Here is a 24,432-nt window from a genome sequence, read left to right on the forward strand (position 1 = left end):
GAGGCCAGTTTCCTGGCCTCTTTGCTCATGCTTTCTTCGTAAACAGTTTGATCAGGGCCTGTGTGCCGAGGTCTTCGTCGCCGTTTTCGGCCAGGCGTTCATATAACGAAAGGCTCAATTCCAATCCTGGTGTCATCAAGCCCATTTCTTTGGCGGCTTCCAGGGCAAGTTTCATGTCCTTGATAAAGTGCTTTACATAAAAGCCAGGATCATAATCTCCTTTGATCATTCGAGGGGCAAGATTGCTCAAGCTGAAACTGCCGGCAGCGCCTGTCGTAATAGACTGAAGTACCTTTGAGGGATCCATGCCGGCATATTCTGCATAGGAAATCGCTTCACAAACGCCGACCATATTGCTCGCAATCGTCACTTGGTTGATCAGCTTCGTATGCTGTCCGAAACCAGCAGGACCTTGGAGGATGATATTCTCCCCCATTGCTTCGAAAATCGGTAGTACGGCTTGGAATGCATCTTGTTCACCGCCGACCATGATGGCGAGTTTGCCGTTCTTGGCGCCGACATCCCCGCCTGAAACAGGGGCGTCCAAGGCGAAGATTCCCTTATCTTTTGCTGCAGCATGAATTTCTTCTGCAAGGGCCGGTCTGGAAGTTGTCATATCGATCACGTATGTACCAGACTTCGCGTGCTGGAGTATACCGCTTTCGCCAAAGTAAACTTCTTGAACATCACTAGGATAGCCGACCATCGTAATGACAGCATCCACACTAGCTGCAAGGCTTGCAGGTGTATGGTGCCAAACTGCTCCAGCATCAATCAATTCTTCTGCTTTCGCTTTCGTTCTCGTGTAGACAGCCAATTCAAAACCAGCTTGCATCAAGTTGCGGCTCATGCTTTTGCCCATGACCCCTGTGCCGATGAAACCGACCTTTTTAATGGTTCCCATATTATCCCTCCTTTGAATCTGTTTTCATCGTACCGCTATGATGCAGGAATGTCGAGTGGGGGAGTTTTTTGACTCAAAATCACAAACATTTTTTCGCTGGGAAAAAACCTCGAAAGATGGCAGTTTTCGTTCTAAGATAGATTGTGAAATGAAGATTGGGGGGAAAGTAGAGATTGAAAGAGCCGGGGATGTATGGTAAAGTTTTTATACAACATCTTGTTAGTTCAGACATGAATCAATACTATATATAGTTTCGAAGGCGAGCAAGCCGGGTATCGACAGGTAGATGAAGAAATCGCTTCATCAGCCTGATAGACAGTGTTCTGTGACACTTTTTATTTGTCGATTCTGATCTATGTTACTACTGTATCTAGTAGGACGGACAGAAGAGACACCTTCCTGGTAGTTGCTCACTTTGTGCGTTTAGGGGAAAGAAAAGTACTTACAATCACACCTGTATTTTGGAGGAGGAAGTTTCAACATGTTAGATACGACGCAGACAGTCAATTGGAAAGAGCATATAGCATCCGTGCTCGAATCGCGCTTTGCAGCAGCAGATGCCAAGCATTTGGTGCAATATGGCGAACGCCTGATGGAACAAAAGGCGTGGTCATCGGATAAGGAATGGCTGAACCAGCTCATTTTGGAGGGCTTGGCGCAGCTGGATGAAGAAGAGCCGCAGTGGACATATATCGCAGCCAGCTTATATCTGGAGCTGCTTTATTTCCAAGCTTCACAGAACAGAGGTTATAATTTCGAGGACAAGTACGGATCCTTCTACAGCTTGATTCAGCAATTGACTGAAATCGGTATCTACAACAAATTCCTCCTGGACACATACAGTGAAGAGGAAATCAATTATTACAACAGCTTGATTGATTATAAAAAAGATGGCTTGTTCACATATATCGGTTTGCGTACGTTGGCGGATCGTTATTTAGCTACGGATCATAAAGGCGGTACATACGAGCTGCCGCAGGAAAGGTTCATGATCATTGCCATGACGATCATGAGCAAGGAACCTGAAGCATCTCGTAAAGAGCTTGTTACAGAAGCTTACTGGGCATTGAGCAATCTTTACATGACAGTTGCTACGCCTACATTGTCCAATTCAGGTAAAAGCTATGGACAGCTTTCCAGCTGCTTCATCGACACAGTCGATGACAGCCTGCAAGGTATCTTCGACAGCAACACGGATATTGCCAACTTATCCAAAAACGGCGGTGGTATCGGGGTTTATCTAGGTAAAATCCGCAGCCGAGGCAGTGCCATCAAAGGCTTTGAAGGTGCTTCTTCTGGTGTGCTTCCGTGGATGAAACAGCTGAATAACACTGCGGTCAGTGTCGATCAGCTTGGACAGCGTAAAGGCGCGATTGCCACATATCTTGATATTTGGCACAAGGATATTTTCCCGTTCCTTGATGCAAAACTGAATAATGGTGACGAACGTCAGCGTACACACGATTTATTCACAGGTGTCTGCCTGCCTGATATCTTCATGGAACAAGTGCAAGCACGAGGCAATTGGTATCTGTTCGACCCGCATGAAGTCCGCCGCGTGATGGGCTTCTCCCTGGAAGATTTCTATGATGAAACAAGAGGCGAAGGGTCCTTCCGCGAGAAGTACTGGGCATGTGTGGAGAATCCTGACTTGCATAAAGAAGAGGTTCCGGCAATCAATGTGATGAAGCGTATCCTGCGCAGCCAGCTGGAAACAGGCGGTCCATTCATGTTTTATCGCGATGAAGTCAACCGTCAAAATGCCAACAAACATGCAGGAATGATCTACTCCAGCAACCTTTGTACGGAAATCATGCAAAACCAAAGCCCGACATTCATGACGGAACAGACTACAAAAGACGGCAAAATCATCATTACGAAAGAGCCGGGAGATTTCGTCGTATGTAACCTTTCCTCCATCTCGTTGGCGAAAGCAGTCACAGAAGATGTCTTGGAACGCTTGATCCCGATCCAGGTCCGTATGCTGGATAATGTTATCGATTTGAATACGATCCCTGTCCTGCAAGCACAGATCACGAACCAGAAATACCGTGCCATCGGGCTCGGCACATTTGGCTGGCACCACCTGCTTGCTTTGAAACAAATCGATTGGGAAAGCGATGAAGCTGTTGCATATGCAGATGAGCTGTACGAGAAAATCGCTTATCTGACTATCCGATCCAGCATGGAAATCGCAAAAGAAAAAGGTGCATATCCTATTTTCGAAGGTTCTGAATGGGCAGATGGCAGTTACTTCGACAATAAAGGCTATGCCACTGGCGATTCAGCGCTTGACTGGAAAGGTCTGCAGGAGCAAGTGAAGGAAAACGGTATGCGCAACGCTTACTTAATGGCGGTAGCACCGAACTCTTCCACTGCATTGATCGCAGGAAGCACAGCTACTACAGATCCAATCTTCAGCAAATTCTATTCGGAAGAGAAGAAGGACTACAAAATTCCTGTCACTGCACCTGATTTGAATGAGGACACAGATCGTTTCTATAAATCCGCTTATGAGATAGATCAGCAGTGGAGCGTGAAGCAGAACGCAGCACGCCAAAAGCACATCGACCAAGCGATTTCATTCAATATGTATGTACCGAATTCCATTAAAGCAAAAGAATTACTTGATTTGCATATGGCCGTTTGGGACTCCGGAATCAAGACATCTTACTATTTGCGTTCTACATCCAACTAATACAGAAGGGACCCTATGAATGGGTCCCTTTTTCTATGCGTTTCACTTGTTCATTTCCGAAAGAAGCAGTGGGCTGCTCGTTTTCAAGATATAAACAGGCGTTCTCATCTATGCCGTATCCGAAGGGGATGTCGTGCTGAATCAAACCCGCAATAAGGTTCGGCTCATCCTGCCATTGGGAGAAGTGGACACTGATCAGCTGGTTCTGGAGGAGACCTAGACCTGGTCCGCTCCAGGCTTGCTGATTGTCGGTGTCATGGGGAGACAGCAGGACGGTTTCGGGCAGGATCAAGGCCCCGGCGCTATTCCCTGCCAACGGGGTACCGGCGCGATATTTCTCTTTCAGCAGCTGCTTGAATGGCAGCTGGGTATAAAGCGCATAGTATGTTTCCGAATGCCCCCCTCCGATGAATATACCAGTGGCATTTTTAATTGAATTTGCCGCTTTTTCCGTATCTAAATTCCCCGCCTCATCGGGTACGATGACGGAAATATTCTCCTCGGGGACTCCTTGGGCGATCCAGTTGCTGGTATAACGCGCCAGGAAAGCTTGCCAGCCTTCCCGATAGACGATCAGCAGGGCAATATGTGCATTTCGTCCGCCTGCTGCGTTGGCAAAGTGGATATTGGCTTCTTCCTGCGATGTGTTTCCGCCGAGCAGATATAATTTTCGTGTTTGCATAGACTTCGCCTCCATTTTCCTGATTATACAATAAGGGCCGTCTTAATAGAGATAGGTTTTCTGTCGCATACTAAGTTGCAGCAGGAAATGAACAGGAGGAAAGTGCATGGTCACACAACAGACATTGAACGCCTGTAAGGAAATGCTTGAAAATCGTATGCAGGAGCTGAAGCAGGCGCTGAAAGACCATTTTGGCGTCGAGATGTCCTATACGAAGGATGCAATGGGCGAATTAAGTAACTATGATAACCATCCTGGTGATACAGCAACAGAATTATATGAGCGGGAGAAAGATATTGCATTGAATGATCATTTGGAGCAGGAGATGCAGGATATCAAGGCTGCACTCGCCCGGATAGAGGATGGAACCTTTGGAATTTGTAAGCTTTCAGGAAAGCCGATCCCCGAAGAACGGCTGCTGGCGATGCCGACAGCAGAAACACTTGTGGAATATAAGCCACAGCAGATGACGCTGCATGATAGACCGGCAGAGGAAGCTGTCATCCATCCTCGGCTCGAAGATCTTGAAGGAAAAGACGATGAGGAAGATACAGAGCACAACTTTTATGATGGAGAGGATACCTTGCAGGAATTGCAAGCGTACGGCTCGTCAGAAACACCTTCCGATTTTGTGAACACAGAAAAGGATTATGATTACATGGCTGTGAATTCGGATGAAGAAACAGGCGGAGCGCAGGATATCGAGAATTTCCTGCTGGCTGATATGGATGGACATTTTGATGGTGTGAATGAAGACCATGAAAAATATGAGGACTATCTGGAGGATGCGGACGTCAAATCGATTCTTTATGATGAATGAATGAGCCGGGCTGACATGCCCGGTTCTTTCATGTAAAGAGAAAGCAAGCATACATGCTTATCCTGCGGAATACGTTGGTACTACACGTCATGTATTCTAAAAAAGGGGTTGAAGCATGTTGACAGAGGCATGGACTTCGAGATTTTTCAAGCACGAGGATCGGGCAGCGCGGGACTTTGTGCTGAAATTACCGGATGCTTGGTGGAGCCGCAGCTATGAATATGAATGGGCAGCTTCTTTTGTGGAAGCAGATGATATCGTATTGGATGCGGCTTCCGGAATCAGTCATCCGTTCAAGTTTCATTTGGCAGCCTCAGCTAAAACAGTCTATGCATGTGATATAGATAGCAGGATAACCGATGATCAAGCGATTTTGGCTGATGTGACCAGGGAATTTGGGCTGCAGGAAGCGGCGCGTTTGCCTGAAGGTATTCTTCAAAAAATTCATCGTGCCGAAGCAGACTTGACGTCATTGCCGTATGAAGATGCTTTTTTTGATAAGATTTTCTGTATCTCGGTGATGGAACATCTGGATGTCAGTGTACAAAAGCGCGCTTGGGAACAATTCGTCCGTACCTTGAAGCCGGAGGGGCACGTTATTATGACATTCGATTATCCAACCGTCGATATCGGCATCCTCGAAACTTTGGCAGAACTCGCTGGGTTTGAATACGCCGGTCCAGTCGATCCGGAAATGCCTGCAGGTGCTTTATTCGATGACCAATGGGGGCGACTGTACTGCTATCGCGCTATTTTTCGGAAAAAGAAACCTCCGTCCACTTGACCAAGTTTGGGCGAGGGTCAAGAATGCTTTCATATTGCTCTTTCTGACCGTAGAGAGCTTGGGGATCCTGCTGGCGATAGCGTTCATATTTCCGAATGCGATCTTCCGTTCTGGCCCAGCCAAAATGCTTGATGCGGGTAGCGCTTAGGCCGTTCGGAAGCTGGAAGATATTCTCCGGGAAGCGGCCGCAGTGCACTGGGTTATCCAGCCACTTGTAAGGAAATGCAGGCTGATAGCGCAACAGAAAAGGACGATAGAATAAATGTGCCTGCCAATACTGATCTTCCCGATAATGCTCTTCATCCCAGAAATCATATAGACGGAACGAATAGAGATCGAGGCCAGCTTGGTTCAGCAGCTGGTCTTTTTCTGTGAGAAAGGTGCTATCCAATACTTCATCCGCATCGAGATTAAGAATCCAATCAGGCTTGGCAGCTATCGTTTCCTTCCACTGCTGTTTCCGAAGTGCCACTTCATTGCTGAAAGTGGATGCAGGATTTTCAATCAGTTTCAATGGAACATCAAATTCCTCGCAAAGCTGTTTGCAAATGGTTTTCGTATCATCTGTGCTGTGATCATCGATGATGACGGCTTGATTGACTGCGGGCAGCGAAGAACGGAGGGAACGCTCCAAAAAGCGATCGGATTCATTTTTGACGATCATGGATAAAGTGAGCGTGTTGCTGCTTGTTTTGGTAACCCGAACGTTATAACCTGGCCATTTATTTGCCCATCGGAAGGAAGAGAGTTTCGCTAAATCGGTCTTACGGTAAAGGTGGAAAGCTGGATAATGTGTATCCACAAACAAGGGAATGCCGAGTGCGGCTGCACGGATGCAGAAGTGGCGATCTTCTCCCCAAAAAGAGAGGTTCGGAATTTCCCCGAAGTGGGCGCCCTTCTCCAATGCTTCCCTGCTGATCAGTGTGCAGGCGCCAAGACCGCCGACTTCGTATAGTCCAGGCTGCTGCATTCGTTCAAGGAATTTTTGATGCCGATCTATCTTTTCTTCTTCGGATAACGATTCGCCCCGGTGCTTTCGAAATTGATCATATTCATCTTTCAGCCAGACTTGGGGCAGGGCTTGTGTGCCTGGCTGCCATGCTGTCCAAAAAATGCAGGAGACGATATCTTTTTGGGTTGCACGCAATTGTTCCAAGGTGGCAGGGTGCAGGATGATATCGGAATCGACGAAAAAGATATAGTCCATTTTCTGCTCGATTGCATATGAAATGAGCTTATTCTTCAGTGCAGCAACTTTCCATATCAGAGCTTCCGTCCAGTAATGTGTGTGCTCATCTTTATGGTAAGTATCGGCTGTTTCGGATGGCAGAATGACTGCGCCGTTTTCCACGGCAAAATCGTGAAGTAAAGAACTGGATTCTGGGTCGTCATTATCGTCGACGAAACAGTAGGAAATAGAGATGTCCTTTGTTTGCAAGCTTTTGAGGGAATCTAAGTAGACGGTTAATATGTCAGGGTCCTGTTTGACGGTGGTGCCGATCAATACGCTATCCATGAATCATGCTCCTTTATGTAATCTGTTTATACTGTATTATCTGCAAGCATGTCATGTGCCTGTTCAGCTGATGTTAACTATTTTTTTCTTATCAAATGCAGGAGTTGATCTTGTGAAGCTGCCAGCGGCGGAATCGATTGGATCTCATACCACATATAGCGGAAAACCATTCCGTTATCGATGCCATTGCCAAAAACCTGATGCTCCCATGTTTCTGGAAGCTGCTCTTTTGTATGGATCAGGAAGAAATGTCGAAGCTGGTGCTCTTGTTTTTCAGGATGAAAAAATGATGGACTGCCGATCAATTCGGCTGCAGGCAGATTATCCAATCCGGATTCTTCGAAGATCTCTCGATACAAGGCATCCAGTAAAACCTCTCCGGGATCGACTGTGCCACCGGGGATTTGGATTCCTGCTTCTGGTATATCCCGATGAGTGTGAACGAGCAGTTGATACGTGTCTTTGTGATTTCGTATGATATAAGCCAATACCTTTTCAACCAAAATATCCCACCTCCATATGTAATTATATAAAAAGCGATCACCTGACTGGATTCGGTGATCGCTTTTTATTGGAAAGCTCTGGGGGGAGCGTATTCGGCCGCTAAAAATGACATTTGGGGATATCATGTTTAGTTTTGTTAAGGGGGCGGCCTTCATCTATTTAATCAATAAGCTGGGCTTATTGTTGTTGTTGCTGCTGAGTAGATTGACTGGATTCGGACTGTGTTGTTTGTTCCTTGGCTAGTGTCAGTTTTGTTGTTTCTTTCTTACCTTCGCGGTAATACGTTACGGTTACCTCATCGCCGATCTTCTTGTCGGAGTATAGGTAAGAGCGTAAATCAACCATGCTGGTGATATCCTGATCATCAATCTTCGTAACCACATCGTATTGCTGCAAGCCTGCATCAGCTGCTGGAGAGTTCTCTACCACTTGAGCAAGCACGACACCTAGTGTCACGTCTTCCGGCAAATTCAATGTTTGCTGTGCGTTTACTTGCGGTACTTGGTCAAGGCTGACGGCACCGATGCCGATGTATGGACGTTCTACTTTACCGGATGTTTCCAGTTGATTGATGATTGGTTTGGCTGCATCGATCGGGATGGCAAATCCGATTCCTTCCACTTCTTCCTGTGCAATCTTCATGGAGTTGATCCCGATTACTTCTCCGTTTGCATTGATGAGCGCACCACCGCTGTTGCCGGGGTTGATGGCTGCATCTGTCTGTAAAACTTCTGTTACCCAATCCTCTGTACCATCGTTATTGGAATCGACTGCGACAGAACGATCCAATCCGCTGATGATACCTTGTGTCACGGAACCTGCAAATTCAGCTCCTAGTGGATTGCCGATGGCGATTGCTTGCTGTCCGACTGTAAGGTCATCTGAAGTTCCGAATGTAGCTACTGTATCCACATTGGTTCCATCGATTTCGAGTACGGCTAAGTCGCTTATCTGATCTGTTCCAAGTAATGTAGCTTTTTCTTTTCCGCCATTGGCGAGTGTGACTTCCAGGCTGGTCGCTCCATCGACAACGTGATTGTTTGTCACCACATATGCTTTGCCGTTTTCTTTCTTATAGATGACACCTGAACCGGAACCAGCTTCTTCGGATTCGGAGAATAGATCGGTCTGCTGCAGGTTTTCAACACCTACTACTGCTGCCGATGCATCCTGAATCGCAGTGGTCAGGTTTTCAGTACTTGTTTGCGTTGCTAATGTCTTATTGCTTGATTGTGTTGTCGATGTATTATCTGTCCCCATCGTTGAAGGACTGGCAGCATTGGAGCTGAATGATATTACATTTGTGAAAACAAGGATGGCAACAATTGCAAGTACCAGGATGCCGCCTGCAATTCCGCTGATGAAGCTCGTCCATACTTTTCCTTTTTGTTTCGGCTGCTGCGGTTCTTTGATTGGTTCATCCACTTGAATTGCTTGTTTGTATTTTGGCGATTCTTCTGTATGATCAGAGCCTTGATGTTCATTGTCCATATAAGCCTGCTCTTGCTGTAATGATGAGTCATCCTGCCGTCCTTCTGGCTGCTCATTGAATCGATTATCATTTTCTCTATTCATGTAAGACACCTCTTTCGTGTTGTGTATGCGTCGTTCTATACTACACATTCTACTGTCTGGTTTTGGCATCTTTTCGGAGCAATTATGTAAAATATGTGGAATGGACAATTGACAGGAAAGTCTTTTCTTTTTGCGATTTTGTGGGAAAATAACCGTAGAGAGGAAAGGAGTACGACAAAATGACGCATCATATAATCGTTGTCGAAGACGATCAAAATATACGGAATATAGTAGAAGCTTACTTGAAAAAGGAAGGCTATCAGATCAGCGTCGCCGAAACAGCGGAGCTGGCACTTGAAATTGCCGATAAAGAAACGCCTGATATGTGGATCATGGATATCATGCTGCCAGGTATGGATGGATACGCACTCTGCAATAAAATCCGTCAGACAAGTGAAGTGCCGATCATCATCATCTCTGCAAAAGATGAAGAAATCGATCGAATCCTCGGTTTGGAGCTTGGCGGGGATGATTATTTGACCAAACCATTCAGCCCGAGAGAATTGGTTGCACGAGTGAAGCGTCTGTTTAAGAGATGGAACATGCAAACAAATCAAGAACCGCAGCAAACGAAACAAATGGACCTCCAAGCAGGTGACTTGCAGCTTCAATTAGGAGAACGCCGTATCTACTGGCATGATGCAGAGATAGAAGTAACGGCGAAAGAATTCGAGATGCTTGTGATCCTTGTACAGAATCCGAACCGAGCTTTCTCACGTGATGAATTGCTGACACAAGTATGGGGGGAAGACTATTTCGGCAGTGATCGTGCCGTTGACGACTTGGTCAAACGACTGCGCAAGAAGATGGACGGCATCCCGATCGAAACAGTCTGGGGCTTTGGTTACCGATTCAGGATGAATGAGGCATGAGACTGAAGACACAGCTTAATATTGCATTTACAACCCTATTGATTATTGTGATGGGCTTCACAGCTATTACGCTGTACTCGCAGCTTAGGGGACTGCTTGTCACGAATGAAACGAGGCAGCTGGAGGAAAGCGGACAGATTTTAATCACGGCAATCAGCGGTGTAGATACGATTCCTGCTGCTACACTTGATTCCATGCTTAATAATTTGGATCTCAAAATGTTCATTTATAACGAAGAAACAGAGCAAGTGACCTATACCAACCTTGTTCGGTCTGATGCAGAACGATTTGCAGATAAATATGATACTGCCCCGACTCATAAGAACACTATCTGGCAAGAAAATCGAAATAGTTATGTAGTTAAATCAATCAAAACCAGCGAAAATCAAAACATGGTCATTCTCCGTCCGATACGTGAGTTGGAAGAAGTGCAGCAAAGTTTCTTTCAGCGTATTTTTCTTGTGTTTTTGATCGGTGTCATGATAGCCATCTTAATCAGCACTTATCTGACACAGCGTCTGGTCAAACCACTCACGGAATTAAAATATCAGCTGAAAAAAATCGAACGGCGTGAATTCGATAATATAAAATCAGTCAAAGCAAGTGGTGAGATCAAAGAAGTAGAACAAAGTGCAATCGAGATGGCCAAGGAATTGAATCGTTATATCACATCCCAGCGTCAATTCTTCCAAAACGCAAGTCATGAACTGAAAACACCGCTCATGACCATTCAAGGCTACGCAGAAGGAATCAAAGACGGTGTCTTCACAGGCAAAGATCAAGAACATGGACTTGAAGTCGTTGTGTCCGAAATCAAGCGTTTGAAACAGCTTATCAACGAAATGATCCTCTTGGCCAAGCTCGACAGCGAAGAAGGTATTTATAAAGAAGAGCAGATTGAAATCAAGGAGCTGGTCGACTTGACCATTGACCGCGCCTTGCCGCTAGCAAGCGACAAAGATATCCAACTTACTTACAACAAACCTGCTGCAATTGTAATTAATGGGGATAAGGAGAAACTGCTTCGGGCAATGATGAATATAACGTCCAATGCTATCCGGCATGCCAACAGCAGGGTGCATATATCTGTGCAGCCAAGCAGCATCAGGCAAGTCGAAATCACCATCAACGATGATGGATCGGGTATCGCAGAGGACTTGATGCCGAATATGTTCCAGCGCTTTGTCAAAGGTGAGGGCGGAGAAACTGGACTTGGCTTGGCTATTTCGCGTGCCATCGTGGAGCGGCATAACGGTATCATTCGAGCCGGGAAATCGGATTTGGGCGGAGCAAGCTTTACAATAATATTATAATGTTAATGTTTACCTATCCTATTGTACCGGTCATGAACTGTGGTATAATTAACAAGTTGTAGTCGGTTAGGATTACATGAAGAAGAGGAGACATGTATACATGCAATTAAGAGAAGATATTCGCAATATCGCGATTATTGCCCACGTTGACCACGGGAAAACGACTTTGGTCGATCAGTTGCTGAAATATTCTGGTACGTTCCGTGATAATGAACACGTGGATGAGCGTGCAATGGATTCCAACGACATTGAAAAAGAGCGTGGAATCACAATCTTGGCGAAGAACACTGCGATTAATTATAACGATACACGCATTAACATATTGGATACACCAGGCCACGCCGATTTCGGTGGAGAGGTAGAACGCGTACTGAAAATGGTCGATGGCGTTTTGCTTGTTGTGGATGCATACGAAGGCGCAATGCCACAGACTCGTTTCGTATTGAAAAAAGCTTTGGAACAAAAACTTACCCCGGTTGTAGTCGTGAACAAAATCGACAAACCGAGTGCCCGTCCTGAGCACGTCATCGATGAAGTACTCGATCTATTCATCGAGCTCGGTGCGGATGATGATCAGCTTGAGTTCCCTGTTGTCTATGCATCCGCATTGAACGGTACTTCCGGTGAAGAACCAGACGTGCAAGTGGAATCCATGGATGCCATCTTCAAAACGATCATGGATAACATCCCGGCTCCGATCGATAATGCTGATGAAGGTTTGCAGTTCCAGGTTACCATCTTGGATTACAATGACTTCCTTGGCCGTATCGGTATCGGCCGTATCTTCCGTGGTTCCGTCAAAGTCGGGGATCAGGTTGCCTTGATGAAGAAAGACGGTTCCGTGAAGAACTTCCGTATTACGAAACTATTCGGCTTCATCGGCTTGAAACGCATCGAGATCAAAGAAGCAAAAGCTGGTGACATCGTGGCCGTTGCTGGTCTTGAGGACATCAACGTCGGAGAGACTGTCTGCTCAGTAGATCAGCAGGAAGCATTGCCGGTTCCGCGTATCGATGAACCGACATTGCAGATGACATTCCTAGTGAACAACAGCCCGTTCGCAGGTAAGGAAGGTAAATATATCACTTCCCGTAAAATCGAAGAGCGTCTGCTTAACCAGCTTGAGACAGATGTAAGTCTTCGTGTAGAACCAACTGATTCTCCTGATGCTTGGACAGTATCCGGTCGTGGAGAGCTTCACCTTTCCATCCTGATTGAGAACATGCGCCGTGAAGGCTATGAGCTTCAGTTGTCCAAACCACAGGTAATCCTGAAGGAAATCGACGGTAAAATGTGTGAACCGGTAGAACGCGTACAAGCGGATGTACCGGAAGAGTACACTGGAGCAGTCATGGAGTCCCTAGGTTCCCGTAAAGGGGAAATGGTCGACATGATCAACCAAGGTAACGGTCAGGTACGTCTTGAGTTCCGTGTTCCTTCCCGTGGATTGATCGGATATTCTACTGAATTCATGTCCCAGACACGTGGATTCGGTATCTTAAACCACACATTCGATGGCTATGAGCCTGTTGTTGCCGGCCAAGTGGGCGGAAGATCCAAAGGTGTGCTTGTTGCCCTTGAACAAGGTAAAGCATCAACTTACGGTATCATGAAATTGGAAGACCGCGGTGTCATCTTCGTACCGCCTGGTACAGATGTCTATGCTGGTATGATCGTTGGGGAGCATAGCCGTGACAACGATCTTACAGTTAACATCACTGTGGAAAAACACTTGACTAACGTCCGTTCTGCGACGAAGGACCAAACGTCCACTATTCGTAAAACACGCGACTTGTCCCTTGAAGAGGCAATCGAGTACTTGAACGATGATGAGTATTGCGAAGTAACGCCGGAGTCCATCCGCCTTCGTAAGAAAATCCTTAACAAGAACGAACGTGAAAAAGCAACGAAAAAGAAAAAAGCATAAGTTAAGAGAGCTCAGCATGTTGATGCTGGGCTCTTTTTGGCTGTTCAAAAAGTTAGCCCTGGAATGATTACCTCAAAAAATGATAGTTGTTTAGTCTCTACTCCCTCCATTAAACTGGGAGCTTTGGATACTGAATATTGCTCAAATTATCTTAGCTCTTTTATTTTTAAGACTTACACTAAAGGAAAAGAAGGAAGTTCAAGATACAACTCCCTGCTTACTACTAGGGCTCACGGAACTTGTGAAAAAGTCCGGTATCCCTTAAAATGGGAATAGCCCTAGTTGGGGCAGAAAGGAAGGATGATATGATCAGACTATGGAGCAGGCTCCGTTTTCTGTTCAATTTCCGCAAATCGATTCCATTTCTGAAGGCCTTCTTCACAGCTAAAGAAGTGGCAGCAGCCAAGAAGGTAACCGCCATTGCATTGATCGTCCTGTACTTTGTCTTCCCGTTTGATTTGATACCGGATTTCCTTATCGGAATTGGTATCGTGGATGACTTGGCAGTCGCAACATTCATCCTGCAGCTCATCATCAAGATGGCTCCTGCAAATATTAAAGCGAAGTATGACATTGACCGAAACGATAATAAGGTTATAGATATATGAGAAAGCGCCCATCTGGGCGCTTTTTTTTTGTTTGCATCGTTTGAAAACTTCGATATCTTTTACGGTTTCCGTGAATCTTTATAGCCGAACATCCAAGTTAGCGTGAAGGCTACTGCCATGGCAGCCAAATTGACAAGGATATACAAAGGAAGCTGACTATTCAGGTAGAGCAAGGTTCCAGGTATGACAGTCACACTCATTCCTGTTCCGGCTAGATCGAATAGAGAAGCAAGGAAACCTCCGACACCTCCGCCGATCAATCCCATGATAAAAGGTTTTATGAATCTTAAATTGACTCCAAAGATGGCCGGTTCCGATATACCAAGAAATGCGGAGAAGGAGGACGGAAGTGCTAGCGCTTTCAATTTAGCATCCTTTGTCTTTAGACCAACCGCCAGACAGGCAGCACCCTGTGCAGCCATACCGCATGTAATGATTGCATTGAAAGGGTTCATGCCGCGATTTTCCAATAGCTGTATCTCCAGGAAGTTAAAAATATGATGCACACCGGTGACTACGACAAGCTGATTGAGAGAACCAATCAATAATCCAGCTATCCCAAATGGTAAATCCAATACTGCTAATGTACCAGTCAGGACAAGATCCTCCAAGGAATGAAAGATTGGACCAATAGCAAACAGTCCTAGAGTGATCATGATTGTCAATGTAAGGAAAGGAGTAAGGATCAAATCAAGTGCTTCCGTTATGCGACGACGTAATGCTCTCTCTAATTTCGCACCGATCAGTCCGATGAAGAAAGCAGGCAGTACAGATCCTTGATAACCTACAACAGGTATGAAACCAAATAGGGTAATGGCTTCAGCGGACCCATTTGCTACTTCATATGCATTGGGTAAAGCAGGATTGACAAGCATGAGACCAAGTACAATACCCAAAACAGGGCTTCCGCCGAATACTTTAAAGGATGACCAAGCAACTAGTGCGGGCAGAAAGGCAAATGCAGTATCAGTCAGAACTTCCGTAAATAAGAGAAAGTTCGCGGGAATATCTGCCGGAGCCAAACCGAACAGGTTGAGAATTTGATCTTGTGTCAGCAGGCCGCGAAGTCCCATGAATAAACCGGTCGCAACAAGGACTGGGATGATCGGTACGAAGACATCCCCGAACGTCCGGATTGCCCTTTGGAAAGCAGAACCTTCCTTTTTGGCAGCTTGCTTGACTTCCTGTATGGAAGCACCACCTATACCGATTGATTGCAGTTCATCATGGATCTTATTTACGGTACCGGTTCCAAAAATGATTTGATATTGCCCAGAGTTAAAGAAAGCACCTTTGACCTTAGCGATATTTTCGACTTTTTCCTTATCGATTTTCTCCTTCTCATGTACGACAATCCGAAGGCGAGTTGCACAATGGGCCAAAGAGGAGATATTTTCTTTCCCTCCGATGGCATCGATCACTTCTTCCGCTATTTTCCTGTTTTCTGTCATTATATATCACCCTTTCAGGAATAAAATCTAATTGAACTTCCACTGTAGTGCATCGAATGTTGCCTTTCCTCCTTCAGTAAAGAAGGCGACGCCATTACTATCCTTTGCAGGAAATATCCTTGCTGTCATGACGGCTTCCCCATCATTGATGAAAATCTCAACGGATGATTGATCGACAAACAATCTGAGCTCCATTTTTTTTGCATCGAGTGCATAACGTCTAATGCTTCCATTATCATTCTTCATTGCCGCCCCAGATTGGGTTCTGTCCAGGACAAGATACTTAGAATCCGCGTCATAATAAAGCAGTGTCTCTTCCGTATCCCCAGTTCGAAAAGCAATTCCGGCCTTTTTTGCACCTTCCATACATAACTCGCAAATCAATTCATAGGATGATCCATTTATTTCTTCGAGCTGGATTTTGGCATCCTGTACTGTATGAGAGGCTGTATACTTCTCTTTTCGAAGCAGTTCCAATTCTTTGACTGGCCGCTGCAGCAATTTGTCATCCTGGATGATAAGTTCTCTCGGAAGTGTAAGGCAATGGGCCCAGCCATGTACATCTGTCGGATAAGTAGTATCAGGAAGTCCCATCCATCCAATGAGGATACGCTTTCCATCAGGAGAAAGGGTGGTTTGCGCAGCATAAAAATCAAACCCTCTATCCAGTTCCATGAAGCTGCCATGCTGAAAGTGCGGTTTTTCAGGATTGATTGGTTCGCCTATCAAAAAGCCGGCTTGATGGATATTTTCAAAACGATCCTCTTCGGCAGGCAATCCTTGCGGGCAAAAGAGAAGGACACCTTTTTCTCCGAGCTCGAAATAATCAGGACATTCCCACATATATCCGAAATCGGCAAGGGAAGTTTCCAGCTCCCCGATGAATGACCAAGTATGCAGATCATCCGATCGATAAACCAGTACACATCCCGTCTGATTCAGCCGCTGTGCACCTAAAACAGCATAATGGCAACCAGCTGCGTTCCAGACTTTCGGATCGCGGAAGTGGGCGGTGTATCCTGGAGGAGGGGCATCAATGATTGGGGCCTCTTGTTTTGTAATATGCCCTCGTTGGTCTAAAACGGCAAGACATTGATAAGGATGCCTCACCCAGTCTTTATCCCGGGTATTGCCGGTGTAAAAGAGGTAGAGCTTGCCATCTTCGGCAGCCAAGGCACTGCCCGAGTAAGCACCATGTGAATCAAACTGTCCTCCGGGTTCTATTCCAATCCCCATATCTTCCCAATGAACCAAATCGTTCGATGTTACATGATACCAATACTTCATTCCGTGAATGGGCCCGAATGGGTGCCATTGATAAAACAGATGGTACTGGCCATTGTAATAGACAAACCCATTCGGATCATTCAATAATCCGGTATTGGGCTGAATATGATAGTGCTGTCTCCAAGGGGAGGCATTGACCCGCCTTGCCAGATTTTCTAATTCACCAGGCGCAGCATCCGATAATAGACGATATTTATCTGAATTCGTCACCTTATCACTACTTTCCACACGTAATTTAGGAACCGGTTCCAAAAAAGGCGAAAAAAAAACCAAAGATTCAATTCCGATGTGATGGAACCGGTTTCTTTGGTAATAGCATATACTGTGGCTTATATTCTGTCAACGCTTTCACGACTTTTTAATTGCACGGGGTAGGTGATGAGGCTCTCACAGTACTCATCCTCGACAAGCTGTACAATTTTTTCACCTGCTTTTCTGCCGGCGTCGAGGTAATCGTATTTAACCGTAGTCAAAGCCGGTGTGACAATCTCTGCTGTATCATAGCCCCCAAATCCGGCAATCGATATATCGACAGGGATTCGAAGGTTTAATTGATGTGCTGCTTTGATTATACCCAAGGCGATATTATCGGTTGCTCCGACAATCACTGTAGCTTCCGTTTTGGAAAGGAAACTTTGTGCCAATTCCATCGCATCCTGCATCCTGAAACTTGTTTCTAAATAATCAGCATGGCAGTCATGATGTTCCAAAGCCTCGCGGAAACCGCGTTTCCGTTCGATTCCAACAGCGATATCGCGTTCTGTAACGCCCAGGTAGATTATGTGACGATGCCCTTGCCCTACAACAAATTCACCCATCATTTTCCCAGCCTCATAATCATCATGTATCAAGCTGGGGAGCAAAGGGTGCTGCTGGCCTACTAATAGAGTTGGTATGTTTGCTTCTTTTATCGCCTGCAAATGCTCCGCAGTGATTTGGGTAGACATGAGGATGATACCGGCAAGCTTCTGCCTGGCAAAGTTATGAATCGCTTCGATTTCCCGGCTGACCTCCTGATTGGCACTTGCAATCAGCAATTGATAGCCCTGTCTGCGCAAGGAGTCGTCTATCCCCATCATAGTTTGAGAGGCTGCAAAGGAATCCAGACGAGGCACGATGATACCGATCATGACCGTTTTTTTAGCCTTGAGACTTTGGGCAAATGTATTTGGCACATAATTTTGTTCGTTTATGATTCGTTCCAGCTTCTTCTTTGTGGCTGTACTGACAGAACCGCCATTCAAATAGCGAGATACCGTACTTTTTGAAACTCCAGCCAGATCTGCAATATCCGCTATAGTCTTCATCTCTTCTTCCCTTTCAAAAAGCAATGGTTTTCCTCAGTATACTATGAGAATGACGGACTTGTCATAGACATTAGATTTCACGCCGCAATGCGCGAAGTACGTCTACATTCGTTGCCTGTTTAGCTGGTCTTGATCCAGACAGGACGGTGACGATCAGGCAGATTGTGATGCTTATTGCTACTAACAGGAATGGAATGGACGACAGTTGCAAGGTGCTGGGGATCTCTTCGTTGAATATCTGCTCCAATATGACGGGGACCCCTGCATTGACGATGAAGCTGATCAGATAAGCAACCGTTGTTCCGATCAAAGCCCCAGCTAGGCCGATGAACGTGCTTTCCATAAGGAAGATCTGCTTTATTGTTTTTGGATTGGCTCCAATTGCTTTCATAATGCCGATATCTGGTGCACGCTCGGTCACTGCCATCGTCATCGTGTTATAAATCCCGATGGAGGCAATCAAGACAGCAATTGTTCCAACAATGATAAGCCCAGCTTTGACGACATTGAAAAGAATATTGATGTTATTGAGTTCCTCCAAATTCGAATAAGCTAGATAACCTTTCTCTTCCAGAGTGGTAAGGATACCTTCCACTGCTTCTGCATTGGCTGCATATACTTCCACTTGGTCATATAAAAGATCTCCTTGTTCTTCTGTTACACCCAATGTTTTATCGAGCTTATTTTTCAGTTCAGGAGTCGTTTTTACGGAGTTCGTATAAATATATTCGTTCGCCGGTGCTGCTTCAATGCCGACAATCTTGACTTTTTCCGTTGCTGTGCGTGGCTCGCTTCCATCCTCTGGAAAGGTAGAAGCTTCCAGCTCGATTTCCTTGCCCAGAAGATCTTCTTGGTAGCGATGCTCGGATTTAATCGTTCCATCGTCGGCATACTTGTCTTTATCTGCCAAGCCATCTTTGCCTAGGAGTGCTGCAAAGTCACTGCTGACAACGATCTCATTCTCGGCTTCTGGTAATCTCCCGCTGCCAAGCTCCAGTCCTGCTTGCTTTTCGCTTTCGAAATCGACTGCGATAGCAGATGGCATTTCATTCGTGTATCCGTCCAGATGAAAGTTAGTTTCACCTAAACTTTGGATTTGCCGTACCGCCCTGACATCCTCGATTTGCTTCAATTCGGCAATGTTATCGGTTGTAAAGCCTAGCTGTTCTTCGTCATCGGTACCGTAAATATCAATTTTGGTTATTGCTCTGCTTTCCAGTTCGTCCTTGATCAAGGAATCATGCAAGCCAAAGCCGACAGAAGCAAGGACAATCAAGAAACAGCTTCCCATAGCCGCTGCGAGTATCGTCATGAATACGCGGACTTTATTTTTCTTCATATTTTGCTGTACGAACCGCCACTTATCTCCGAATGTCATACCGGCATCACACCTTTCACCTTCAACATCTGTCCATCTTTGATTTCCAGCTGCCTGTCCGCAATCGCTGCAACTTCCTGATCATGCGTGATCAAAAAGAACGTAATGCCGTTTTGTTCGTTCAGTTTCCTGATCAGCGTAAGCAGTTCAGCCTCGGTATCACTATCCAAGCTGCCCGTAGGTTCATCTGCCAAAATCAATGGCGGATCCAGGATGAGTGCCCTGGCGATGGCAACACGCTGTTGCTGTCCGCCGGATAATTCGGAAGGGTAATGATCAGGGTATGCATCCAGCTCCACTTGGCGCAATATCTCAGCTACTTTCTGTTTGCGCTCTTGTTTGGCTGTTCCATTCAAGATGAGCGGCAGTTCGATATTCTGAGCTGCTGTCATACTAGGGATAAGCTGGAAGTTTTGAAAAATATAGCCGATATGCTGCAGACGGAAGTCGGCCAATTTTCCTTCACCCCAGCCCGTGATCGTTGTTCCATTTATCGCGACTTGCCCGCTGGTTGGCTGGATAAAGCCTCCGATAATATGCAGCAAAGTCGATTTACCGGATCCGCTTTTGCCGACAAGGCTGACGATTTCCCCTTTTTCCACGTGTAAGTCGATCCCGTGCAATACGGGTACAGTCGTTTCCTTCGCTTTTTTACCCATCGTGTAATGATGGGATACTTGCTTGATCGTTATCATTTTTTTTCTCCTCCTGTCTTGCTTCTATAAATAATGACGGAAGCAAGGAGGAAAAGTATTCAAAAAAAATCCTGCTGTTTTGTTTGACAGCAGGATTTCCACACTTATTTGTTTGTCTTCTTACGGAAGCCGCCGGCGATATCCGCTTGTTTGAATTCTTTGCGGAATGCGACTTCACGGGCATCAGATAGACTGACACCATTCATCCGTACAGGCTGATAGTTGCCATAATGCTTAGCCATGCGATCATCCTCCTTTTTACGGGTTATCAAAAGTGTTCCCATGACTATTGGGTTCTAAACAAGGGTTGCATCTTTCCTCAGAACAGCTATAATAAAAAACAATATATATTTGCCGATAAGAAAGAGAGTACTGATGCTGGAATCAAAAAAGCGAGTCCCGGACGGTGGAAGCGGGATGTGGAAGGCAGCAGGAACCGGACTTTCTTGGCTGCAGCCCTGAACGTACGTGAAGTAGGGGCTGCCGGGAGCTATCATTCCCGTTATCCAATTGAGCAGGTCCGATCAGGACAATTAGAGTGGCACCGCGGATATACCGTCTCTTCCAAGTGGAAGGGGCGGTTTTTTATTTGAAGGAGGAAGTGGGAGAATGTACAAACAGATTGCAGCAGAATTACTCGCGAAATCTTTAAACAAATCAGCAGAAGAAATCGAGGAGCAAATGGAGCGACCGAAGCAGCTGCAGCATGGGGATTATGCTTTTCCATGCTTTGCTTTGGCAAAAGAAAAAAGGCAAGCACCGCAAATCATCGCAGCTGAACTAGCTAACGATCTATCACATGATGTATTTTCTGCCATTACGGCAATGGGTGGCTATGTCAACTTCACGCTCGATAAACAATTTGCCGGCAGCTGCGTGTTGAGCAGCATTCATCAGCAACGTGAGCGTTACGGAAGTACAGCTATCGGCCAGGGGCAGGTAGTCACAATCGATCTATCTTCTCCCAATATTGCGAAGCCTTTCTCCATGGGTCATCTGCGCTCGACCGTCATCGGGAACAGCATCAGTCTGCTGCTGGAAAAGCAAGGCTATGAAGTTGTCAGGATCAATCATGTCGGTGATTGGGGCACACAATTCGGCAAGCTTATTTGTGCATATGAAAAGTGGGGCGAGGAAGCAAAGGTCCGTTCCAATACAATTCCGGAGCTGCTGAAGCTGTATATACGCTTCCATGAAGAAGCCGCCAATGACGAGCAGCTGGAGCAGGAGGGAAGGGACTGGTTCAAAAAATTGGAGCAGGGCGATGCATATGCCAATAAGCTCTGGCGCTGGTTCCGTGACGTGTCGATGGAGGAATTCGAGCGTGTGTATCAGCTGATGGGCGTGCGATTTGACTCCGATGCAGGGGAAGCTTTTTATAATGACAAAATGGAACGAGTCGTAAAGGAATTGGAACAGAAGGAATTGTTAAGCTGGTCGGAAGGGGCGCAAGTAGTCCGTTTGGATGAACAGGAGCTTCCACCCAGCCTGATCAAGAAGAAAGACGGTGCCACACTATATGCAACACGTGACCTAGCGGCGGCTATTTATCGCAAGGAAACATATGGATTTTCCGATAGTCTGTATGTTGTCGGTCATGAACAGAGCTTGCATTTCCAACAGCTGAAGCTGGTACTAAAGAAAATGGGATATGAATGGGCAGATGCAATCAGCCATATTTCATTTGGTATGGTATTGCAGGATGGCAAGAAGATGTCAACCAGAAAGGGAAAGCTGGTGCTGCTCGATAAAGTGCTGGAGCAGGCGATTCAGCTGGCAGCCGCTAATATTGCCAAGAAAAATCCCGAATTGGCAGATAAGGAGGAAGTTGCAAGGCAGGTCGGCGTCGGAGCAGTGTTATTCCATGACTTGAAGCACGAACGCATACGTGATATCGAGTTTTCACTGGAGGATATGCTTCGTGTAGAAGGTGAGACAGGGCCGTATGTGCAATATACACATGCTCGAGCATGTACGCTGCTTACGAAAGCAGGAGATATCCGCTACGGTTCAGAAGTTGCTGCAGACATTGCCGCGGATGCTTGGCCGATGCTCTCCCTGCTGATGCAGTTCCCGGAAGCAGTGGACTATGCGACTGCCAACCATGATCCTTCCCATATCGCAAAATATGTGATTGATCTGGCCCAAGCGTTCAACAGTTACTATGGAAAGGTCCGCATTTTGGAAGAGAATGATGACCTTGGTGCTCGCCTGGCCATCGTCGAAGCTGTGGCAATAGTTTTGGCAGAAGGACTTCGCCTCCTTGGTATTGCTGCACCGAAACAGATGTGATCAACTCCAGATAAGATTTCCGGTAACAGGATCCCGCTTTGAAATGGTTATTTGGAAATGGAGTTTTTTCATGGCTTGCCTCCTTTTTCTTTATCGTTTACCCGTATATTCAAGGCTTTTATTCCTTTTATGAAAAACAGACTATTTTTTATGAGAGCCTCCGCTTATAATACGGATAAATAACAGGAACAGGCGGATTACGCATGAAAATTAAAACATTCTTTGTCATAATGTCGAGTTTTGTCATCTTAGCAGCGTGCAGTGGTGGTGTTCCCACACAGCAGCCAAAAGCGATGCATGCATTACAGCAGAATATAATTGAGCTGGAACCGAAAGAACCGCCAGCCATTTCATCATCGATCTCCATTACAGCCATTGGTGACGTGCTCTTACATAGTTCCATCTATTCAGAGGCAAAAGAGGGGACTGGTTATGATTTCGAGCCGATGTTCAGGGATATCAAGCCGTATCTTGGAGAATCGACACTTACAGTAGCGAATCAGGAGTCGATTATGGGCGGGGAAGCATTAGGTGTCTCCTCCTATCCGACCTTCAACAGTCCCGATGAAATAGGAAATACATTGAAGGACGTAGGGGTGGATGTAGTCACACTGGCCAATAATCACACACTTGATCAAGGGGAAGCTGGTGTGGAACATGCAATAGCACAGTATGAGAAGATCGGGATGGCATATACTGGAGCGTATCGAAACAAGGATGATAGTGAAAAGCTAACAATAGAAAAAACAGAGGGGATTTCTGTTGCTTTCCTTAGTTATACGTATGGGACGAATGGTATTTCTGTACCTGATGGGAAAGATTATCTAGTCAACCTGATTGACAAGCAGAAAATAAAAGAAGATATCCAAAAAGCAAAACAGGAAGCAGATGCTATCATCGTAAGCTTGCATTTCGGTATCGAATACGAAAATGATCCCAATGATGAACAAAAAGAGCTGGCCCAATATGTTGCTGATCAGGGAGCAACAGCAGTGTTAGGCTGTCACCCGCATGTGCTGCAGCCGGTTGAATGGCTGACGGGTAAAGATGGAAATAAGACACTTGTCATCTATTCTTTGGGGAATTTCATTGCAGCACAGGAGGAAACGGACCGCCGAATCGGAGGGGCCTTCCAATTTGATATTGTGAAGGATGGCAAAAAGGTAACGGCAACGTCCCCAAGAATGCTGCTGACATACTTATCTTTCACGGATTGGCATCATTATCGTATTGAGCCTATGTATCAGCTGCCGGAACTGAAGCACGTGTACGAGGAGAAGAAAACGCATATGGCAAAGCTTGCTCCTGATCTTTCTTTCATAGAAGAAAGCCCATCAAGCTAACTGCTTGATTCCCTTTCGTTGGTACCGTATCTTTAGAAAGAAAGCAGAAGGGGGAAACAGATAATGGAACAAATCAATACAAGAGAAAAATTCAACGAAATCATCATGAGTGAAGAGCCGATCATCGTCAAATTCTTCGCAGATTGGTGTCCGGATTGCACACGTATGAATATGTTTATCGATCAGGTGCTTGCGGAATATGGCAATTATAAATGGTATGAGCTGAATAATGATGAAGTACCTGATGTTGCAGCGGAACAGGAAGTGATGGGGATTCCGAGTATCCTCCTCTTCCAGAATGGTGAAAAGCTGGCGCACTTGCACAGTGCAAACGCGAAGTCTCCTGAAGAGGTTATCGCGTTCCTTCAACAGCAGCTTGGATGAGGAATAAGCTGAGAAGCTTCCCTGAATCAGCAGGGAAGCTCTTTTTATATACACTCATATCTTTTCTTTGACTAAAAAAGTTTCCTTTGGTA

General features: G+C 45.8%; 21 protein-coding genes. 10 read left to right on the forward strand and 11 right to left on the reverse strand.

Features of this window, described 5'->3' with window-relative positions:
- Window positions 1-25: 25 nt before the first annotated feature.
- Window positions 26-904, reverse strand: a complete 879-nt coding sequence (locus tag AB1K91_RS17295; RefSeq protein WP_413091633.1) for an NAD(P)-dependent oxidoreductase — start codon at window positions 902-904, stop codon at window positions 26-28.
- A gap of 481 nt (window positions 905-1,385) precedes the next feature.
- On the opposite strand from AB1K91_RS17295, the gene AB1K91_RS17300 reads away from it, so the two are divergent.
- Entirely contained in the window at window positions 1,386-3,602 is a 2,217-nt protein-coding gene (locus AB1K91_RS17300) for a ribonucleoside-diphosphate reductase subunit alpha (protein WP_413091634.1), read from the forward strand.
- 13 nt (window positions 3,603-3,615) lie between these two features.
- On the opposite strand, the gene AB1K91_RS17305 is transcribed toward AB1K91_RS17300, so the two are convergent.
- Window positions 3,616-4,284 (reverse strand): Type 1 glutamine amidotransferase-like domain-containing protein, encoded by a 669-nt coding sequence (locus AB1K91_RS17305; protein ID WP_413091635.1) that lies wholly within the window; start codon window positions 4,282-4,284, stop codon window positions 3,616-3,618.
- A 106-nt stretch (window positions 4,285-4,390) separates the two neighbouring features.
- Here AB1K91_RS17305 and AB1K91_RS17310 point away from each other — a divergent pair, with 106 nt between their 5' ends.
- Together AB1K91_RS17310 and AB1K91_RS17315 are read left to right on the forward strand one after the other, a co-directional pair.
- A complete protein-coding gene (locus AB1K91_RS17310) occupies window positions 4,391-5,104 on the forward strand; it encodes a TraR/DksA C4-type zinc finger protein (RefSeq protein WP_413091637.1) in 714 nt (237 codons plus the stop codon).
- A gap of 115 nt (window positions 5,105-5,219) precedes the next feature.
- Window positions 5,220-5,888 (forward strand): class I SAM-dependent methyltransferase, encoded by a 669-nt coding sequence (locus AB1K91_RS17315; RefSeq protein WP_413091639.1) that lies wholly within the window; start codon window positions 5,220-5,222, stop codon window positions 5,886-5,888.
- Here the strand turns inward: AB1K91_RS17315 and AB1K91_RS17320 are convergent.
- The 3 genes from AB1K91_RS17320 to AB1K91_RS17330 form a co-directional block, all read right to left on the reverse strand.
- Window positions 5,854-7,404: a glycosyltransferase family 2 protein gene (locus tag AB1K91_RS17320; RefSeq protein ID WP_413091641.1), complete on the reverse strand. Its 1,551-nt coding sequence runs from the start codon at window positions 7,402-7,404 to the stop codon at window positions 5,854-5,856. The two genes, AB1K91_RS17315 and AB1K91_RS17320, sit on opposite strands and share 35 nt — an antisense overlap.
- Before the next feature lie 77 nt (window positions 7,405-7,481).
- Entirely contained in the window at window positions 7,482-7,907 is a 426-nt protein-coding gene (locus AB1K91_RS17325) for an NUDIX hydrolase (RefSeq protein ID WP_413091643.1), read from the reverse strand.
- 178 nt (window positions 7,908-8,085) lie between these two features.
- Window positions 8,086-9,483, reverse strand: a complete 1,398-nt coding sequence (locus AB1K91_RS17330) for a S1C family serine protease (protein WP_413091645.1) — start codon at window positions 9,481-9,483, stop codon at window positions 8,086-8,088.
- 179 nt (window positions 9,484-9,662) lie between these two features.
- On the opposite strand from AB1K91_RS17330, the gene AB1K91_RS17335 reads away from it, so the two are divergent.
- The 4 genes from AB1K91_RS17335 to AB1K91_RS17350 all read left to right on the forward strand — a co-directional run bounded on the left by AB1K91_RS17335 (window position 9,663) and on the right by AB1K91_RS17350 (window position 14,203).
- The gene (locus AB1K91_RS17335) at window positions 9,663-10,355 is read left to right on the forward strand and encodes a response regulator transcription factor (RefSeq protein WP_413091647.1); all 693 of its coding nucleotides are present in this window, start codon (window positions 9,663-9,665) and stop codon (window positions 10,353-10,355) included.
- On the forward strand, window positions 10,352-11,668 hold the full coding sequence (locus tag AB1K91_RS17340; protein ID WP_413091648.1) for a sensor histidine kinase: 1,317 nt from the start codon (window positions 10,352-10,354) through the stop codon (window positions 11,666-11,668). The genes AB1K91_RS17335 and AB1K91_RS17340 overlap by 4 nt, the downstream gene beginning before the upstream one ends.
- Window positions 11,669-11,768: 100 nt before the next feature.
- The gene (gene typA / locus AB1K91_RS17345; protein ID WP_413091650.1) at window positions 11,769-13,595 is read left to right on the forward strand and encodes a translational GTPase TypA; all 1,827 of its coding nucleotides are present in this window, start codon (window positions 11,769-11,771) and stop codon (window positions 13,593-13,595) included.
- Between the two features lie 305 nt (window positions 13,596-13,900).
- A complete protein-coding gene (locus AB1K91_RS17350) occupies window positions 13,901-14,203 on the forward strand; it encodes a YkvA family protein (protein ID WP_413091651.1) in 303 nt (100 codons plus the stop codon).
- 59 nt (window positions 14,204-14,262) lie between these two features.
- Here AB1K91_RS17350 and AB1K91_RS17355 read toward each other — a convergent pair whose 3' ends face one another.
- The 6 genes from AB1K91_RS17355 to AB1K91_RS17380 all read right to left on the reverse strand — a co-directional run bounded on the left by AB1K91_RS17355 (window position 14,263) and on the right by AB1K91_RS17380 (window position 20,563).
- Entirely contained in the window at window positions 14,263-15,654 is a 1,392-nt protein-coding gene (locus AB1K91_RS17355) for a sucrose-specific PTS transporter subunit IIBC (RefSeq protein WP_413091653.1), read from the reverse strand.
- A 27-nt stretch (window positions 15,655-15,681) separates the two neighbouring features.
- On the reverse strand, window positions 15,682-17,151 hold the full coding sequence (locus AB1K91_RS17360) for a glycoside hydrolase family 32 protein (RefSeq protein WP_413091655.1): 1,470 nt from the start codon (window positions 17,149-17,151) through the stop codon (window positions 15,682-15,684).
- A gap of 119 nt (window positions 17,152-17,270) precedes the next feature.
- Window positions 17,271-18,272 carry a LacI family DNA-binding transcriptional regulator gene (locus AB1K91_RS17365; protein ID WP_413091657.1) on the reverse strand — a complete coding sequence of 334 codons (1,002 nt, stop codon included), beginning with the start codon at window positions 18,270-18,272 and terminating at the stop codon, window positions 17,271-17,273.
- Between the two features lie 46 nt (window positions 18,273-18,318).
- Window positions 18,319-19,626, reverse strand: a complete 1,308-nt coding sequence (locus AB1K91_RS17370) for an ABC transporter permease (protein ID WP_413091658.1) — start codon at window positions 19,624-19,626, stop codon at window positions 18,319-18,321.
- Complete coding sequence (locus AB1K91_RS17375; RefSeq protein WP_413091660.1) at window positions 19,623-20,321, reverse strand: ABC transporter ATP-binding protein; 699 nt, start codon at window positions 20,319-20,321, stop codon at window positions 19,623-19,625. Before AB1K91_RS17375 ends, AB1K91_RS17370 begins: the two co-directional genes overlap by 4 nt.
- 104 nt (window positions 20,322-20,425) lie before the next feature.
- On the reverse strand, window positions 20,426-20,563 hold the full coding sequence (locus AB1K91_RS17380; protein WP_413091662.1) for a hypothetical protein: 138 nt from the start codon (window positions 20,561-20,563) through the stop codon (window positions 20,426-20,428).
- A gap of 367 nt (window positions 20,564-20,930) precedes the next feature.
- Here AB1K91_RS17380 and argS point away from each other — a divergent pair, with 367 nt between their 5' ends.
- The 3 genes from argS (at window position 20,931) to AB1K91_RS17395 (ending at window position 24,340) form a co-directional block, all read left to right on the forward strand.
- Entirely contained in the window at window positions 20,931-22,613 is a 1,683-nt protein-coding gene (argS, locus tag AB1K91_RS17385) for an arginine--tRNA ligase (RefSeq protein ID WP_413091663.1), read from the forward strand.
- A gap of 203 nt (window positions 22,614-22,816) precedes the next feature.
- A complete protein-coding gene (locus AB1K91_RS17390) occupies window positions 22,817-23,956 on the forward strand; it encodes a CapA family protein (RefSeq protein WP_413091665.1) in 1,140 nt (379 codons plus the stop codon).
- 63 nt (window positions 23,957-24,019) lie between these two features.
- The gene (locus AB1K91_RS17395; RefSeq protein WP_413091667.1) at window positions 24,020-24,340 is read left to right on the forward strand and encodes a thioredoxin family protein; all 321 of its coding nucleotides are present in this window, start codon (window positions 24,020-24,022) and stop codon (window positions 24,338-24,340) included.
- Window positions 24,341-24,432 lie beyond the last annotated feature (92 nt).

Origin of the sequence: Terribacillus jepli (assembly GCF_047228925.1) — a bacterium.
Classification (GTDB): Bacteria; Bacillota; Bacilli; order Bacillales; family Amphibacillaceae; genus Terribacillus.

Coding starts and splice junctions, on each gene's coding strand:
- AB1K91_RS17310 (WP_413091637.1), top strand. CDS start 4,391: ATGGTCACACAACAGACATTGAACGCCTGTAAGGAAATGCTTGAAAAT.
- AB1K91_RS17395 (WP_413091667.1), top strand. CDS start 24,020: ATGGAACAAATCAATACAAGAGAAAAATTCAACGAAATCATCATGAGT.
- AB1K91_RS17350 (WP_413091651.1), top strand. CDS start 13,901: ATGATCAGACTATGGAGCAGGCTCCGTTTTCTGTTCAATTTCCGCAAA.
- AB1K91_RS17340 (WP_413091648.1), top strand. CDS start 10,352: ATGAGACTGAAGACACAGCTTAATATTGCATTTACAACCCTATTGATT.
- AB1K91_RS17380 (WP_413091662.1), bottom strand. CDS start 20,563: ATGGCTAAGCATTATGGCAACTATCAGCCTGTACGGATGAATGGTGTC.
- AB1K91_RS17335 (WP_413091647.1), top strand. CDS start 9,663: ATGACGCATCATATAATCGTTGTCGAAGACGATCAAAATATACGGAAT.
- AB1K91_RS17375 (WP_413091660.1), bottom strand. CDS start 20,321: ATGATAACGATCAAGCAAGTATCCCATCATTACACGATGGGTAAAAAA.
- AB1K91_RS17370 (WP_413091658.1), bottom strand. CDS start 19,626: ATGACATTCGGAGATAAGTGGCGGTTCGTACAGCAAAATATGAAGAAA.
- AB1K91_RS17295 (WP_413091633.1), bottom strand. CDS start 904: ATGGGAACCATTAAAAAGGTCGGTTTCATCGGCACAGGGGTCATGGGC.
- AB1K91_RS17390 (WP_413091665.1), top strand. CDS start 22,817: ATGAAAATTAAAACATTCTTTGTCATAATGTCGAGTTTTGTCATCTTA.
- argS (WP_413091663.1), top strand. CDS start 20,931: ATGTACAAACAGATTGCAGCAGAATTACTCGCGAAATCTTTAAACAAA.
- AB1K91_RS17300 (WP_413091634.1), top strand. CDS start 1,386: ATGTTAGATACGACGCAGACAGTCAATTGGAAAGAGCATATAGCATCC.
- AB1K91_RS17355 (WP_413091653.1), bottom strand. CDS start 15,654: ATGACAGAAAACAGGAAAATAGCGGAAGAAGTGATCGATGCCATCGGA.
- typA (WP_413091650.1), top strand. CDS start 11,769: ATGCAATTAAGAGAAGATATTCGCAATATCGCGATTATTGCCCACGTT.
- AB1K91_RS17330 (WP_413091645.1), bottom strand. CDS start 9,483: ATGAATAGAGAAAATGATAATCGATTCAATGAGCAGCCAGAAGGACGG.
- AB1K91_RS17305 (WP_413091635.1), bottom strand. CDS start 4,284: ATGCAAACACGAAAATTATATCTGCTCGGCGGAAACACATCGCAGGAA.
- AB1K91_RS17315 (WP_413091639.1), top strand. CDS start 5,220: ATGTTGACAGAGGCATGGACTTCGAGATTTTTCAAGCACGAGGATCGG.
- AB1K91_RS17320 (WP_413091641.1), bottom strand. CDS start 7,404: ATGGATAGCGTATTGATCGGCACCACCGTCAAACAGGACCCTGACATA.